The sequence below is a fragment of the Rudaea cellulosilytica DSM 22992 genome (assembly GCF_000378125.1).
Lineage (GTDB): Bacteria > Pseudomonadota > Gammaproteobacteria > Xanthomonadales > Rhodanobacteraceae > Rudaea > Rudaea cellulosilytica.
The window spans coordinates 104,909-119,036 of the sequence record NZ_KB899244.1 but is presented as its reverse complement, the minus strand read 5'-3'; the positions used below and the strand labels follow the sequence as shown (position 1 = coordinate 119,036).

Below are 14,128 nucleotides of genomic sequence, written 5' to 3'. Positions count from 1 at the left end.
ATGCTCTGACTTCAAGTGGCGCCACATTTTTGACAGTTTCCAGGACTTGCAGGTTATGAAATCAATCGGTGTGATCGTCGGCTCCCTGCTGATGCTTTTTCTCGGCGCGTCGGCGGAAGGGCAGACGTTGGTCATCGAGGTCGGCAAAGTGTACGCGTCGCCCGATGCGAAGCCGCTCTCGGCGGCCACCATTCTGATTCGCGATGGCAAGATCGCGGCGATCGGACGCCATATTGCCGTCCCGACAGACGTGAATATTCTGCGTTGCGCGCAGTGTGCTGCTTTCGCGGGATTCTGGAACACCCATGTCCACTTCATGGAACCCAAGTGGGGCGATGCGGCGAAGCTCCCCGCCGGCCAATTGAGCAACCAACTGCGAGAGATGCTGACCCGATCCGGGTTCGCCACCGTCGTCGACACCGGATCGGATCCGCACGCTACTACGGCCCTGCGACAGCGCATCGAGTCGGGGGAGGTTACCGGACCGCGAATCTACACAGCGGGTCTGCCCCTGTTTCCGCCGAACGCATTGCCTTACTACGTGCGTGACCTCCCGCCGGAATTATTGTCGAGCCTGCCGCAGCCGAAAACGCCGGCCGAAGCTGCGGAAGCAGTCCAGCGCAATATCGCGGCAGGCGGCGATATCTCCAAGCTTTTCACCGGTTCCATCGTCGCGCCAAATCAGATCGTTCCGATGCCCGTTGATATCGCGCACGCTGCGGTGACCACGGCCCATTCGCATCACCAACTGGTCTTTTCGCACGCGACCAATCTTCCCGGCGTGCAAGTCGCGCTGTCCGCGGGCGTCGATGTTCTTGCTCATGCACCCGAGGTCACCGACGGCCTGAGCGATGATCTGCTGCGGCAAATGACTCAGCATCGCATGACGGTCATCCCCACTCTGAAGCTTTTTTCGAAGGATTCGAACATCGGGACCATTCGCGAGAGGATGAAGCATTTTCACGACATGGGTGGCGCGCTGATGTTCGGTACCGACACCGGTTTTTTGATCGACTACGATGTTGGGGAAGAATACCGCCAGCTCGAACTTGCCGGCTTCAGTCCGAAAGATGTCTTGGCGATGCTGACCACCGTGCCGGCGCGGCGTTTCGGCGTCGACCGTCAAGAGGGGCGGGTTGAGGTTGGAATGAACGGCGATCTCACCGTACTCGGCGGCGACCCGATCGCGCTTGGCTCGCGGGCGATGACAGACGTCCGCTACACGATTCGCCGGGGCAAAGTCGTCTACGACGCGTCCGCAACGCCATGAGATCGCTCCGCGCCCGCCAAGTCGCAGGGCCGTTTTTCGGCACTCGATGTCGGCCGATACCAGGTGCTGCTCGAGCCCATTGCCACGGCAAGGTTTCGGTTCCCGCCTCGGCAGCGCCAGCATAGGGCGGCAAGGTCTGCTCCATTTCGCGCACATGCGCACGGCGCAATTCGCGCTCGCGTTGCGCTTCGCTGGCTGCGTTCGCCAGCGCTACGACGAAACGCGCCTGCGATGCGAACATTTCGATGCGCGCTGCGACCGGCGCCGCAGGCGCCGATTTTCGCTGAGGCGCATTTCTTCGTTGACGTTAAGAGAAATTTAACGCGCGAAACATATCGTCCAATTCCAAGGGAGAAAACTGGCTTCATAAATGGAAAAGGGGAAGCGGCGTTGTTCGCCGCGCTTTTCATCCGTTGAAGCGCTTGAAACTGGTCATTCACTCTTGGAGGCAGGCATGATGTTCCGTACGCGTTCCCTGGCTTTACCCGCGGCAATTTTGCTCTGTATTAGCTCTTCCTTTTGTTCCGAAAACGTCGTTGCACAGGAAAAGATCTATCCAGGGCAGGTAGTAATCAATCCGCCTCAGGCGACCAAAGAGTTTGCCGAATGGCGCGAGGGCATGACCCAGAAACGCGACGCAATGGCGTCGGAAGGCGGGTGCTTCAAGGCGACGTTCCCCGACTCGGAGTGGGAAGCTGTTTCCTGCTCGTCGGCGCCTGCATATCCGGTCGGCCGCGCGGGAGGATTCCCCAGCCATCTTGCGGAGCAGGTCGGTCGCGGCCCGGTGACCGGCACCGAGCCGGAGACGACTGCCGAAAGCGCAGGCGGAACGAATCAATCCGGCATCAATACGGTGGGCAACGGCACGGCCTGGGCGGCAAAAGTGAGCGGATCCTATTTGACCTCTTCGGAAGGATCTTTCCCCAGCGTGACCGGCGTTACCAGCGAAAATGACGGGGGCACAGCCAATCTGTACGGGTTGCAGCTCAATTCGTATTTTTTCCCGAGCAATTCGACTGCTTGCCAGGGTGCCAGACTCCCCAGCGGTACCAGTTGCTATCAGTGGGAGCAATTTCTCTACACCCCGGAATACACGAACAGCACGCAATACTACGTGTACATCCAATACTGGCTGTTCGCGGTGACCAGCAGTGGCAATTTCAGCAGCGTAAGGAAGTGTCCGTCGGGTTGGTCGAACTACAGCGGTCAATGCTACAAGAACAGTAACGCGGTGACCGTACCCGCTTCGGTGCAGGTGATTTCGAATCTCGCGAACCTCAAGCTTAAGGGCAGCATCGCTAGCGGCAACGATACCGTTACCCTGACCAACGGAACCACGCTCTACTCCGTCTCGGCCAGCGATGGAGTCACCAATCTGGCGAGCGGTTGGAACTATTCCGAATTCAACCTGTTCGGTGCCGGCGGCGGATCGGCTGCCACGTTCAACAGCGGATCGTCCATCACGGTGAAAATCAGCATGAATAATGGCAGCACGGCCGCGCCGACCTGCGTCAACTACGGCACGACGGGCGAGACCAACAACTTGAACCTGGGCCCGTGCACCGGAACGGGTGGAACCTCGCCGTATATCCAGTTCACCGAGTCGAACTGATCAAGCTGCAGAACCGGCGAGTCTCGCCGCAGTGGTGCGATTGGCCCGCAGTCCTGCGGACTGCGGGCATTTTCCCTGAGAAATTCGCTCGACCAGCCGCGGTTCATCCGCGGCAAAGCTGGCGCGGATTCCGTCCTCGCAGGTTTTCGACATCGTTGCGGAGTTGCGTTCCGCATCAAGTTCGAGGCGCGGGAAATGTCGCCGCTGCCGACGCGATCAAGGCAGCGTTTGGACGGCGGCTGTGGCTGCGTGTACGAAACGGCCTTCGACTTCGAAGGCCTGTGGTTCCTGGGCGAACCAGGCAAGCATCAGCCGTGACAGCTCGGACTCCGGCGTGACCGCGCTGCGGTCGCGCATGCGCGAGGCCAGGCGCTGCACCTGGAAGTTCATGCGCCGCTGGCGGTCTTCGCCCGGCGTTTCGACACCGGCGAAGAATTCGAGCTCGATGAGCAGGTCGCGCGCCGGATTTTCGTCTTGCTCCTCGACAGCCGAAGCCGCCGTCGCGCGCGCGAAGCGGGCATCGAGCGCGGCTGCGAATTCGGCCGGCGCAGGGCGCTCGTTCCATTGCGCGAGGACCGCGTCCGCTGTTTGCGCACCGGTTTCGACGGCACGTAGCAGCGCGTATTTCGCCAGTGCTTCGGTGTAGCGCGCCAGGCGCTTGCGCCGCGCGGCGCCCTGCAAGCTCGACTCGAATGCATCGCGCGCTTTGCGATAGCGCTGCTCGAGCGCGCGATCGGGGGAGCCCAGCGCCTGCCAGCGCGCGTCGATGTCGCGCAGCTGTGCTTTCGTCTCGTGCGCATCGTCGGCGCGCAAGGTTTCGATTTCGGCGAGCAGATTTTCTGCCTGCGTGCGCGTCGCCGACGACTGTTCGTCGCGCTGCTTGCGTGCTGCGTCGAGCTGGCCGAACGCGGCATCTAGAGCAGCGCGGAATTCTTTCCAGAGGCGCTGGTCGCTGCCGCGGCGACCCTGGCCCAGCGCGGTCCATTGCGCCTGCAGTTCACGCGCGTCACGCGCAACAGCGCGACCGTCGCTGTGCTGCTGCAAGGCCGTGGCGCGCGTGATCAAACGTCGCTTGACCGCTTCGACTTCATCCGCATGTGCGTCGAGGCGCAGTGCGAGCCGATCGATCGCCGCCTTGAGTTGCTTGGCAAGCGCCGTGCGCGTGCGTGGATCGACGCCGTCGAGCGAACGCAGCGCATCGCCGAGCTTTTGGCGCAGTTGTCCGATCGCTTTCCAATCGACGATCTCATCCGCTAGTGCGGCGGTCTCCTGCAGCAGTTTGTCGATCTCGCCGGCGTGCGACTTGCGCACCTCGTCGCGCTTGTCGAAATACACCTTCGCTGGCTTCAGCACGCGATGGCAGAGGGCGTGAAAGCGCCGCGTCGGCCCCGCTTCGGCGTTGCCGGAAATGCCCTCGGCGGCATCGAGGCGCTGCCATTCCTCTCGCGCCTCGCGCACGCGCAGCGCAAGCGCGTCGGGATGCAAGCCGGATTGGGCCAGTTGCTCGACGTCGTCGCAGAGCATCTCGCGCCGCCGCCGGTTGGCCCAGGTCTGCTGTTGCTTGAGCGCGGCGTAATGCGCGTGCAGCGGCGCCAGCTTGGCTTCAAGTGCAGCCGGCAATGGCACGACCATCGCGCCCAGATTGAGCAGTCGATCATGCAGCGCATGCGCTGCCGAAACCGTGCCGGCTTCGAGTGCGGCGGCGTAGCGCGGCAGGGTCTGTTCCATTTCGTGCAGATGCGCGCGGCGTAGCTCGCGCTCGCGTTGCGCTTCGCTGGCCGCGTTCGCGAGCGCAGCGTCGAAACGTGCCTGCGATGCCAACATTTCGGCGCTCGCTGCGGCGGATATGGCGACATGCGCTTCAGGCTCGGCTTCCTTGGTGTCGGCTGCGGTCACGCGAGGCGCCGGATTCTGAGCGTTGATCTTTGTCTGCCGCACGAGCGCATCGGCGCCGCAATAGCGGGCGAGCAGATGGGTCGGCACCGCGCTGCCCAGCGCATTCCAATCGCGCACGATCGCATCGTAAACCGTGTCGTCGCCGCTGGGCGCGCGCACCAGTGCCTCCATGCGTTCGCACAGGACGCGGGCCTTTTGCGCGACGGCGGTTGCGTCGCCGCTGCCAATGCGACGTGCCTCGATCAATTCGCGCGCGCGCCGGCTGATGGCCTTGTCGGTTTTGCGCGCGCGTTCGGCGATGCGCTCGAGAGTCGCAATGTCGACGACGCGTTCGAGCGCTGCGAGGCGGATCGCGCCATCAGGATCGGCGACCGCGCGCTCGGCAAGCAGGGCCGGGCGGCTAGCTTGCGCGAGCGCGCTGGCGCGCAGATCGCGGTCGGCCGCTTGGCTGGCAACCCGTTCGAGTTCGTCCGCGCTCAGCGTCTCGAGTTCGGCAATGCGCCGCGACAATGCGGGCACGCGCGCATTGTTGGAACAGAGTAGGGCGAGGTAAGCATCGCGGGCCGCGCGGCGCACCCCGGCATCGGCGTCGCCGGTCGAGCGTTCGCGCCAGGCCTCGTAATCGCCGAGGCGCTTGAGCGCGGCCAGGCGCACGCTTGCATCGGCATCGGCGCGCACGAGCTGCGGCAGCGCGGCGATCAGTTCGGCATCATCGGCGGAAGCGACAGTAGCGCGGCGCACCTCGGCCTTCTTGTCCTGCCACTTGGGTTTGAACAGCAGACGCGCGAGATTCATAGGAGCTTGCTCAGAATGCGGATACCGGCGAGGTATTCGCCGAGGATCATGCCGAAATTACCCAGCAGGAAGACCAGCAGGGTGCGCGAGACGCGGTTCTTCCACCAGCCGCGCCAGTCGATCACATCGTCGCGCAGCGATTCGAAATCGGCTACGCGCGGCCGACGTAGGGACATTTCGACCGCCGCTGCGACCGCGCCGACCGGCACGAACGGACGGAACGGTTTGAGCGGCCCGACCACGAATGCGGTCAGCGCGCTCAGAATATGGCCGCCGCCGAGCAGCACGCCGAGCGCGGCGAATCCTCCGGTGAACAATACCCACACCTTGATCGCCTCGACGCCGAAGTGCGCGCCGCGCGTGAACGTATAGGCGATCGCACCGATGATGACGGCGAGCACGCCGAAACCGATCCACTTCGGCAGTGAAGACGCCGGCGGCGACGCGTTGAGCGATTGCGTGAGCGTAGCCGGATCGTCATGCTGCGCTTCGATTTCGCGGGTCATGCCGGCGAGGTGCCCGGCGCCGATCACCGCAAGCACGCGCTTGACCGGTGCGCCGAGCACCTGCGCCTTCGCGCTTTCCTCGCGCAGCCGCGCGGACATGAAACTGTCGCGCTCGGCGATCAGGCTGCGGAACAACGGCTCCGATTGCTCGGCGAATTCGCTGAACGCGCTTTGCAGCATGTCGCCCTGTTTGAGCTTCTCGATGTCGGCCTCGGCGACTTCGCCGCGCTCGAACAGACTCGCCACGAGACCGCCGAGCAGGCCGAAGCGCTGCAGGAAACCGACGCTGCGATAGGCGCGCTTGAGCGTCGTCGCCACTTCGCGATCGATCAGCCACACCGGCTTGTGCTGCGCCTCGGCGAGTTCCGCGGCGGTCTTCATCTCCGCGCCAGGCTCGATGCCAAATTGCTCGGCGAGGCGGCGCTGATAGGCCGACAACGCGAGATTGGCCGCGACCATGCCGGCCTTGCCCTGGCGGATGATCTGCAGCAGATCGAGATTGCGCCAGGCCTCGCGGTCACGCAGCGCGCGGTAACGCGTGTCGCAGAGTTCGACCGCGATCGCGTCGAAATTTTCCGATTCGATCAGTTCGCGCACGGCAGCGACTGAGGCGCGCGAGACGTGCGCGGTGCCAAGCAGGGTGTATTCGACGCCGTCGCGGGTAATGCGTGCGAGCGGCTGGTCGGTGACAGACGGAGTGAGGGAAGCCAGATCGTTCATTGCTTGCTTTTTTGTCGCCATTCGCGCGGCTTTCAACCGCCGAAACGACGAAAGAATGGTTCAGTCGCGGAAACGCTTGAGCAGATCCGCATAGGCATCGATGCGTCGGTCGCGCAGGAACGGCCAGATGCGACGCACGTTTTCGCTGCGCTGCATGTCGATGTCGACGATCAGCAACTCGCGTTTGTCGGTCGATGCCTGCGCGAGGAATTCGCCCTGCGGGCCGGCGACGAAGCTCGATCCCCAGAATTGGATTCCGCGCGCGGCGTCGGGAGCGGCCTCGAAGCCGGTGCGATTGCAGGCGAGCAGCGGCAGGCCGTTGGCTACGGCGTGGCCGCGCTGCACGGTGATCCAGGCGTCGCGCTGGCGCGATTTCTCTGCGTCGTCGTCGCCCGGATCCCAGCCGATCGCGGTCGGGTAGAGCAGCAAGTCGGCGCCGGCCAGCGCCATCAGGCGCGCACCCTCCGGATACCACTGGTCCCAGCAGACGAGCAGGCCGAGCTTGCCGACCGAGGTCTGGATCGGCTCGAAGCCGAGGTCGCCGGGCGTGAAGTAGAACTTTTCGTAGAACGCCGGATCGTCTGGGATGTGCATTTTGCGGTATTTTCCACAAATATCCTTTGCAGCATCGAAGACGACAGCGGTGTTGTGGTAAAGGCCGGCCGCACGCCGCTCGAATAGCGAAGCGACGACGACGAGCTTGAGTTCGGCCGCGAGCGCGCCGAGGCGCTCGGTGCTCGGCCCCGGAATCGGTTCGGCGCGATCGAATTCGGCGACGCTTTCGTGCTGGCAGAAATACGGCCCGTTGTGCAGTTCCTGCAGCAGCACGAGTGCGGCACCGGCCTTGGCTGCTTCGCGCAAACCGGCCTCGATCGCGTCGAGATTTGCCTCGCGGCTGCCGCGGTCGGTTTCCTGCAGCAATGCAACCCGCAGTGTCTTGCTCACTTCAGCACTCCTCGCGGCAACTGCATGGTCATGCAGTGCAGACTGCCGTTCTGCCAGATCAGCGGGCGGCAAGGGATGGGTATGACTTCGCGACCCGGATGCGCGGCGCCGATGATTTGCGCAGCTTCCGAATCGGCGGCATCGCCGTAGGCCGGCACCAGTACGGCGCCGTCGACGATCAGATAGTTCGCGTACGACGCGGCCAGGCGGCGGCCATCGTCGAGAATCGGTTTGGCCCAGGGCAGGGCATGCAGGCGATACGGCCGGCCGTCGATCGTGCGCAGTGCAGCAAGTTCGTCGCGCATGCGCGCGAGTTCGCCGTAATGGGTGTCGCTTGCGTCGTCGCAGGCCTGGAACACGATCGCATCGTCCGGCGCGAAGCGCGCGAGCGTGTCGATGTGTGCGTCGGTGTCGTCGCCCTGCAGATAGCCGTGTTCGAGCCACAGCACGCGCTGCGCGGCTAGCTTGTCGCGCAGCAGTTGCGACATTTCCTCGCGGCTCTGTTCCGGATGGCGCTGGTGCAGGCAGCGCCAGGTCGTCAGGATCGTGCCCTTGCCATCCGATTCAATCGCTCCGCCTTCGAGCGCCCAGTCGACGCGTGCATGCTCGGCGGGCGCGAATACGTCGCGAACGATCAGATTGCCGATCAGCGCATCGTCGCGACTCGCGCCGAACTTGCCCCCCCAACCGGTGAAACGGAAGTCGGTCAGGCGAAAACGCTTGCCGTCGGCGAGGGTGATCGGCCCGGAATCGCGCAACCAGGTGTCGTCGTATTCGACGGCGACGAAGTGCACGTTCTCGGCATGTGCCCCGGCAATATGTAGCTGTCGCTCGGCGTGCGCCCGGACGGACTCGCCGGCGACGCAGAGCACGACGCGTTCATGGCGGGAAATCGCGGAAATCAGCGCGGCACAGGTGGCTTCAACCTGTTCGAGCCGCGGTGCCCAGTCAGTTTCGGCGTGCGGCCACGCGAGCAGTACGCCATCCTGTGCTTCCCACTCCGCGGGCAGGCGGAAGATGGACGGCGTCATCGGTTCGGCGCGGCGCCCTTGGGCCCGATCTCGTCCGCCGAAACGCGATTGATCACCGTGTCGATTACCCGGTCGCGTTCGAAATACACGGTGTAGTTCGGGTAGGCCCAGCGGTTGATCGTCGGATGCCAGCGGGAATCGCCGCCGGCCGGCGACAGTTTGCTCAGTGGCGCGCCGTACTGTCTTTCGACCTGCGCCATCGACAGGCCGCGTGCTGGCGTGGCGTGGCTACGCTCCTGCTGGACGCGATCGATCAGCAAGGTATCGGCGTGTGCGCTGCCGAGCGCGCCAAGGGCGAGCAGGGCGGACGCGGCGGCGAGCGAAGAACGGTGCAGCGGCATGGCTCATTCTCCAAGTTGGCGAATCTACGCAGTCGATGGTGCCAAGGCAGCATGACCGTTGCAAGATTGCACACGGCAAACGGCGCGGTTGGGAAATCGATCGGTCCAAAAACGTGAAGGCCGCCCCAAGGCGGCCTTCACAGCAACGATCGGCTAGCGAAGCCGAGCGACCGGCTCAGCGCTGACGCGCCTTGAAACGCGGGTTGCTCTTGCAGATCACGAACACTTTGCCGCGGCGGCGCACGACTTTGCAGTCGCGATGACGCTGCTTGGCGGATTTGAGCGAGGACAGGACTTTCATGGGAATTTCCGTATTTATCAGGGCTGTAAATAAATTCAGCCGCCGATTTTAACCGAAACCCGCCACATTTGTATAGCCCCTTGAGCAATTATCCGTACACGGGCCCCGTATGGTGCTCGGCCGCCGCGCGGGTCAGTCCGACGGTCGCGGCTCATCAGCCAGACACGCCGTTGACCGGCCGACAGACACCTAGGTATCGGCCCAGCGCGTCAGGGCTGCCTCGACGGCGGCATGATTGGTGGCGGTCACCGCGGCTAGGATACGTGGCAATTCGGGATCGCGGAACCGGCTGCTCAACCACCCGTTCGGCATGGCCTTGGCTTTGTCGCTGCTGGACTTGTCCAGCCGCTTTCGCGTCTGTCGCCGCGCAGCCGCGGCGACGTTCACGCCGCGAGGCGAACCCGACCGTCAAGGAAATTGAGAATGTGCGCTTCAATGGCCGTGCCGGTGATGGATATCGGGGAAGTGCGGATGCGAGTGCACGACCGCGTCGTGTTTGTGCGGATGGCTGTGCGGCTCCTCACTGTCCCACGGGAAATCGTGCCCGTGTTGGTGATGCTCGTCGTGACGATGCCGATGCTCGTGCTCGAGCGCTTCATGCTCGTGCGTGTGCTCGTGGCGTTCGCTCAGGTGCAGCCAGATGCCGATCGCCATCAGGCTGCCGGCAATCCAGAACGCCGGGTCGGGTCGTTCGGCAAACAACAGCAGCGATAAAGCGGCGCCGACGAATGGTGCTGTCGAGAAATACGCGCCGGTGCGCGCCGTACCGAGATGGCGCAAGGCGAGCACGAAACAGACCAGGCTGACGCCGTATCCCGCCAAGCCGATCGCGCCGGCCGCGAGCGCTGCGCTCGCAGCCGGAAAATGACTGCCGAGACTCAAGGCGATGCAGATGTTGACCGCGCCGGCCGCGCCGCCTTTGATCGCCGCGATGTGGATCGGGTCGCCGCTCGAAACGACTCGCGTCAGGTTGTTGTCGATCGCCCAGCACAAGCAGGCGCCGGCGATGGCGAGCGCGCTCCATGGCACTCCCGCGGCAGTTTGCTGCTGCCACGACAGCACCACGCCGCCGGCCACGATCGCGACCATACCCAGGAACACCCGGCGATCGACGTTCTCGCGGAACACGGTCCACGCCAGCACCGCCGTCAACACGCTTTCGAGATTGAGCAACAGCGACGCCGATGACGCCGGCGTGTTGCGCAGGCCGAGCATCAACAGCATCGGCCCGAGAACGCCGCCGAACGCTACGGCACCGGCGAGCCAGGGCAGGTCGCGATTCTGCAAAGCAGCTTCTGTCGATCGAGGCCCTGCCAGTCTGCGCAGCAACAGCCACACGCCGAGGCCGATTCCCGATCCCGCGTACAACAAGCCGGCGAGCAGGACCGGGTCGATGCTGCCCAACAACCCTTTGGCGAATGGCGTGCTGGCGCCGAACAGAACGGCGGCGGCGATTGCGTACAGCACCCCTCGGGACGCGTCCATCAGGTTCTCCGACATCGATGACTTCTACGACGCTGCAGCGGCATTGCCGACACCGTTCGGCCCGTCGTCGTCGCGATACAGCAGACGATACAGCGCCGGCAGCACGAGCAAGGTTAGCAAGGTCGAGGAGACGATGCCGCCGATCACCACGGTTGCGAGCGGACGCTGCACTTCCGCACCGGTGCCGACGTTGAGCGCCATCGGCACGAAACCGAGCGACGCGACCAACGCAGTCATCAGCACTGGGCGCAGGCGAATCAGCGCGCCGTCGCGGATCGCGTCCTCGAGCCGGTCGCCGGCCGCGCGCAGGCTGCGCACGAAACTGATCAGCACGACGCCGTTGAGCACGGCGACGCCGGACAAGGCGATGAATCCGACCGCGGCGGAGATCGAGAACGGAATGCCACGCAGCCACAGCGCAAGCACGCCGCCGGTCAGCGCGAGCGGCACGCCGCTGAACACGATCGCTGCGTCGCGGGCCGAGCCGAACGCCATGAACAGCAGGCCTAAGATCAATGCCAGCACCACCGGCACGACAATCTGCAAGCGCTGACTCGCCGAAATGAGCTGCTCGAACGTGCCGCCGTATTCGAGCCAATATCCTTCCGGCAAACCGACCTGATCGCCGACGCGTGTACGCAATTCGGTGACGAACGAGCCGAGATCGCGACCGCGCACATTTGCCGTCACGACGACGCGCCGTTTGCCGTTCTCGCGGCTGATTTGGTTCGGACCGAGAGCGACTTCGATCTTGGCGACCTCGCCGAGCGGGATGTACGCCGCCGAGCGCGCGGCGATGCGTGTGGCATCACCGTGAGCGTCATCGCTGCGCGCCTCGCGCGGCAGCGGCACCGGCAGCGCGGCCAGTCCGTCGAGATTTGTGCGCAAGGCCTCGGGCAGACGCACGACGATATCGAAGCGACGATCGCCCTCGAACACCTGGCCAGCTACCTCGCCGCCGAACGCTATCGCGACGGTCTGCTGCAAATCCGCCATCGCCAGTCCGTAGCGCGCGAGCGCCGCGCGGTCGGGCAACACCGAGAGCACCGGCAGGCCGGTCGCCTGTTCGAGCTTGACGTCGGCTGCGCCTGATACCTTCTTGGTTACTGCCTCGACTTTCTTGCCGAGTTCGAGCAACTGGTCGAGATCGTCGCCGTAAACTTTGATCGCGACATCGGCGCGCACGCCCGCGATCAGTTCGTTCATGCGCATCTGGATCGGCTGGGTGAACTCGTAGTTGTTGCCGGGAATCGTTTTGACCGCGGCTTCGAGTTCGGCGACGAGCTGCGCTTTCGGTCTGCGCGGGTCGGGCCAGTCGGCGCGATCCTTCATCAGGATGAAGGTGTCGGCGACCGAGGGCGGCATCGGGTCGGTCGCGATCTCGGCGGTGCCGATCTTGGCCACGACCTTGTCGACCTCGGGAAACTGCTTGATCCGCGCCTCGAGCGCCGTCTGCATGCCGACCGCCTGGGTCAGGCTCGTACCCGGAATGCGCAGCGCATGTAACGCGATATCGCCTTCGTCGAGATTGGGGATGAACTCGGTGCCCAGACGCGTTGCCAGCAACCCGCAGGCGAAGACGAATGCTGCCGCCGCGGCGACGACGACGACGCGCGCGGCGAGCACGCGTTCGAGAGCCGGCGCATACAAGCGCTTGATGCCGATGACAATGCGGTTCTCCTTTTCCGCAACGCGTCCGCTGACGAACAATGCGACGGCGGCGGGCACGAGGGTTAATGACAGCAGCATCGCCGCGAGCAGCGCGAACACCACGGTGATCGCCATCGGATGGAACATCTTGCCTTCGACGCCGCTGAGCGAAAAGATCGGCAGGTACACCGCGGTGATGATGAAGACGCCGAACAGGCTCGGCGTGATCACCTCGGTGGTCGCGGTCGCTACGGTCTCGAAGCGTTCCTCGCGCGTGAGCAGGCGGCCGAGCCGATGCTGCGCTTCGCCGAATCGGCGCAGGCAGTTCTCGACGATGATCACCGCGCCGTCGACGATCAGGCCGAAGTCGAGCGCACCGAGGCTCATCAAATTGCCGGAGACGCGGTGTTGCACCATGCCGCTGATCGTCATCAGCATCGCCAGCGGAATCACCGCGGCGGTGATCAGCGCCGCGCGCACATTGCCGAGCAAGAGGAACAGCACGGCGATGACGAGCAGGGCGCCTTCGAGCAAATTTTTTTGCACGGTGGCAATCGTACGGTCGACGAGCGTAGTGCGATCGTACAGCGTGCGCGCCTGCACGCCTGTGGGCAGGCTGCGGTTGGCTTCGGCGAGCCTGTCCGCGGCGCGGCGCGAGACCGCGCGGCTGTTCTCGCCGACCAGCATGAACACCGTGCCGAGTACGACCTCGCGGCCGTTCTCGGTCGCCGCGCCTGAACGCAACTCGTGACCTTCGACGACCTCGGCGAGGTCGCCCACGCGTACCGGCAGGCTGTCGCGATGCGCGATGAGGATGTCGCGCAGGCCGGCGATGTCGCCGACTTGGCCGGGCACGCGCACGAGATATTGCTCGCCCGAGCGCTCGATATAGCCCGCGCCGACGTTGGCGTTGTTGCGCGCGACCGCGTCGAGCATATCGCGCAGGGTGAGGCCGTAGGCGGCGAGCTTGGCCGGATCAGGCGTGATGTGGAACTGGCGCACGTAACCGCCGATCGTATTGACCTCGGTGACGCCGTCGATGTGGCGCATCTGCGGACGCACGACCCAGTCCTGCAGGGTGCGCATGTCCATCGCGTCCCAGGGTCGGCCGTCGGGGCGTTTCGCGCCGGGTTCGGATTCGACGGTGTACATGAAGATCTCGCCGAGACCCGTGGCGATCGGCCCCATCTGCGGCTCGACGCCGGTCGGGAGCTGGCTCTTCACTTGCTGCAGGCGTTCGGCGACGAGTTGTCGGGCGAAGTAGAGATCGGTGCCGTCTTTGAACGCAACGGTGACTTGCGACAGGCCGTAGCGCGAGATCGAACGCGTGTAGTCGAGATTGGGCAGGCCGAACAGTGCGGTCTCGACCGGATAGGTGAGACGTTGCTCGGCCTCCAGCGGCGAATAGCCGGGGCCTTCGGTGTTGATCTGCACCTGCACGTTGGTGATGTCGGGGGTCGCATCGATCGGCAGGCGGGTGTAGTTCCACGCACCGAGCGCGGCGAGGCCGAGCGCGACCAGCACCATGAGCCAGCGATGTCGGATCGCGAAGCGAATAATGGATTCGAGCATGATC

11 protein-coding genes are annotated in these 14,128 nt (G+C 64.4%); 2 read left to right on the top strand and 9 right to left on the bottom strand.

All coding sequences use genetic code 11. From position 1 onward, the window contains the following. The first annotated feature begins 55 nt into the window (after positions 1-55). On the top strand, positions 56-1,270 hold the full coding sequence (locus tag F455_RS0117100; protein ID WP_018974539.1) for an amidohydrolase family protein: 1,215 nt from the start codon (positions 56-58) through the stop codon (positions 1,268-1,270). Positions 1,271-1,727: 457 nt separating this feature from the next. Continuing rightward, a complete protein-coding gene (locus tag F455_RS21295; protein WP_157579001.1) occupies positions 1,728-2,882 on the top strand; it encodes a hypothetical protein in 1,155 nt (384 codons plus the stop codon). A gap of 216 nt (positions 2,883-3,098) precedes the next feature. Here F455_RS21295 and F455_RS0117085 read toward each other — a convergent pair whose 3' ends face one another. The 9 genes from F455_RS0117085 to F455_RS21290 all read right to left on the bottom strand — a co-directional run bounded on the left by F455_RS0117085 (position 3,099) and on the right by F455_RS21290 (position 14,124). Continuing rightward, entirely contained in the window at positions 3,099-5,573 is a 2,475-nt protein-coding gene (locus tag F455_RS0117085) for a DUF349 domain-containing protein (RefSeq protein ID WP_018974536.1), read from the bottom strand. Continuing rightward, complete coding sequence (locus tag F455_RS0117080; RefSeq protein ID WP_033410485.1) at positions 5,570-6,799, bottom strand: TraB/GumN family protein; 1,230 nt, start codon at positions 6,797-6,799, stop codon at positions 5,570-5,572. The genes F455_RS0117085 and F455_RS0117080 overlap by 4 nt, the downstream gene beginning before the upstream one ends. A 60-nt stretch (positions 6,800-6,859) precedes the next feature. Then, positions 6,860-7,744 (bottom strand): carbon-nitrogen hydrolase, encoded by an 885-nt coding sequence (locus F455_RS0117075; RefSeq protein ID WP_018974534.1) that lies wholly within the window; start codon positions 7,742-7,744, stop codon positions 6,860-6,862. After that, positions 7,741-8,775, bottom strand: a complete 1,035-nt coding sequence (locus F455_RS0117070; RefSeq protein ID WP_018974533.1) for an agmatine deiminase family protein — start codon at positions 8,773-8,775, stop codon at positions 7,741-7,743. Before F455_RS0117070 ends, F455_RS0117075 begins: the two co-directional genes overlap by 4 nt. Continuing rightward, the gene (locus F455_RS0117065; RefSeq protein ID WP_018974532.1) at positions 8,772-9,116 is read right to left on the bottom strand and encodes a hypothetical protein; all 345 of its coding nucleotides are present in this window, start codon (positions 9,114-9,116) and stop codon (positions 8,772-8,774) included. Before F455_RS0117065 ends, F455_RS0117070 begins: the two co-directional genes overlap by 4 nt. Before the next feature lie 175 nt (positions 9,117-9,291). Then, complete coding sequence (ykgO, locus tag F455_RS0117060; protein WP_008215056.1) at positions 9,292-9,417, bottom strand: type B 50S ribosomal protein L36; 126 nt, start codon at positions 9,415-9,417, stop codon at positions 9,292-9,294. A 189-nt stretch (positions 9,418-9,606) separates the two neighbouring features. Continuing rightward, a complete protein-coding gene (locus F455_RS0117055; protein WP_018974531.1) occupies positions 9,607-9,804 on the bottom strand; it encodes a hypothetical protein in 198 nt (65 codons plus the stop codon). Positions 9,805-9,849: 45 nt separating this feature from the next. Beyond that, a complete protein-coding gene (locus F455_RS0117050; RefSeq protein ID WP_157578999.1) occupies positions 9,850-10,902 on the bottom strand; it encodes a DMT family transporter in 1,053 nt (350 codons plus the stop codon). Between the two features lie 24 nt (positions 10,903-10,926). Then, the gene (locus F455_RS21290; RefSeq protein ID WP_051084233.1) at positions 10,927-14,124 is read right to left on the bottom strand and encodes an efflux RND transporter permease subunit; all 3,198 of its coding nucleotides are present in this window, start codon (positions 14,122-14,124) and stop codon (positions 10,927-10,929) included. Positions 14,125-14,128: the final 4 nt, after the last annotated feature.

Excerpts from the sequence above, each read along its gene's own strand:
- F455_RS0117100 (WP_018974539.1), top strand. The coding sequence starts at position 56 with ATGAAATCAATCGGTGTGATCGTCGGCTCCCTGCTGATGCTTTTTCTC.
- F455_RS21295 (WP_157579001.1), top strand. The coding sequence starts at position 1,728 with ATGTTCCGTACGCGTTCCCTGGCTTTACCCGCGGCAATTTTGCTCTGT.
- F455_RS0117085 (WP_018974536.1), bottom strand. The coding sequence starts at position 5,573 with ATGAATCTCGCGCGTCTGCTGTTCAAACCCAAGTGGCAGGACAAGAAG.
- F455_RS0117080 (WP_033410485.1), bottom strand. The coding sequence starts at position 6,799 with ATGAACGATCTGGCTTCCCTCACTCCGTCTGTCACCGACCAGCCGCTC.
- F455_RS0117070 (WP_018974533.1), bottom strand. The coding sequence starts at position 8,775 with ATGACGCCGTCCATCTTCCGCCTGCCCGCGGAGTGGGAAGCACAGGAT.
- F455_RS0117065 (WP_018974532.1), bottom strand. The coding sequence starts at position 9,116 with ATGCCGCTGCACCGTTCTTCGCTCGCCGCCGCGTCCGCCCTGCTCGCC.
- ykgO (WP_008215056.1), bottom strand. The coding sequence starts at position 9,417 with ATGAAAGTCCTGTCCTCGCTCAAATCCGCCAAGCAGCGTCATCGCGAC.
- F455_RS0117050 (WP_157578999.1), bottom strand. The coding sequence starts at position 10,902 with ATGGACGCGTCCCGAGGGGTGCTGTACGCAATCGCCGCCGCCGTTCTG.
- F455_RS21290 (WP_051084233.1), bottom strand. The coding sequence starts at position 14,124 with ATGCTCGAATCCATTATTCGCTTCGCGATCCGACATCGCTGGCTCATG.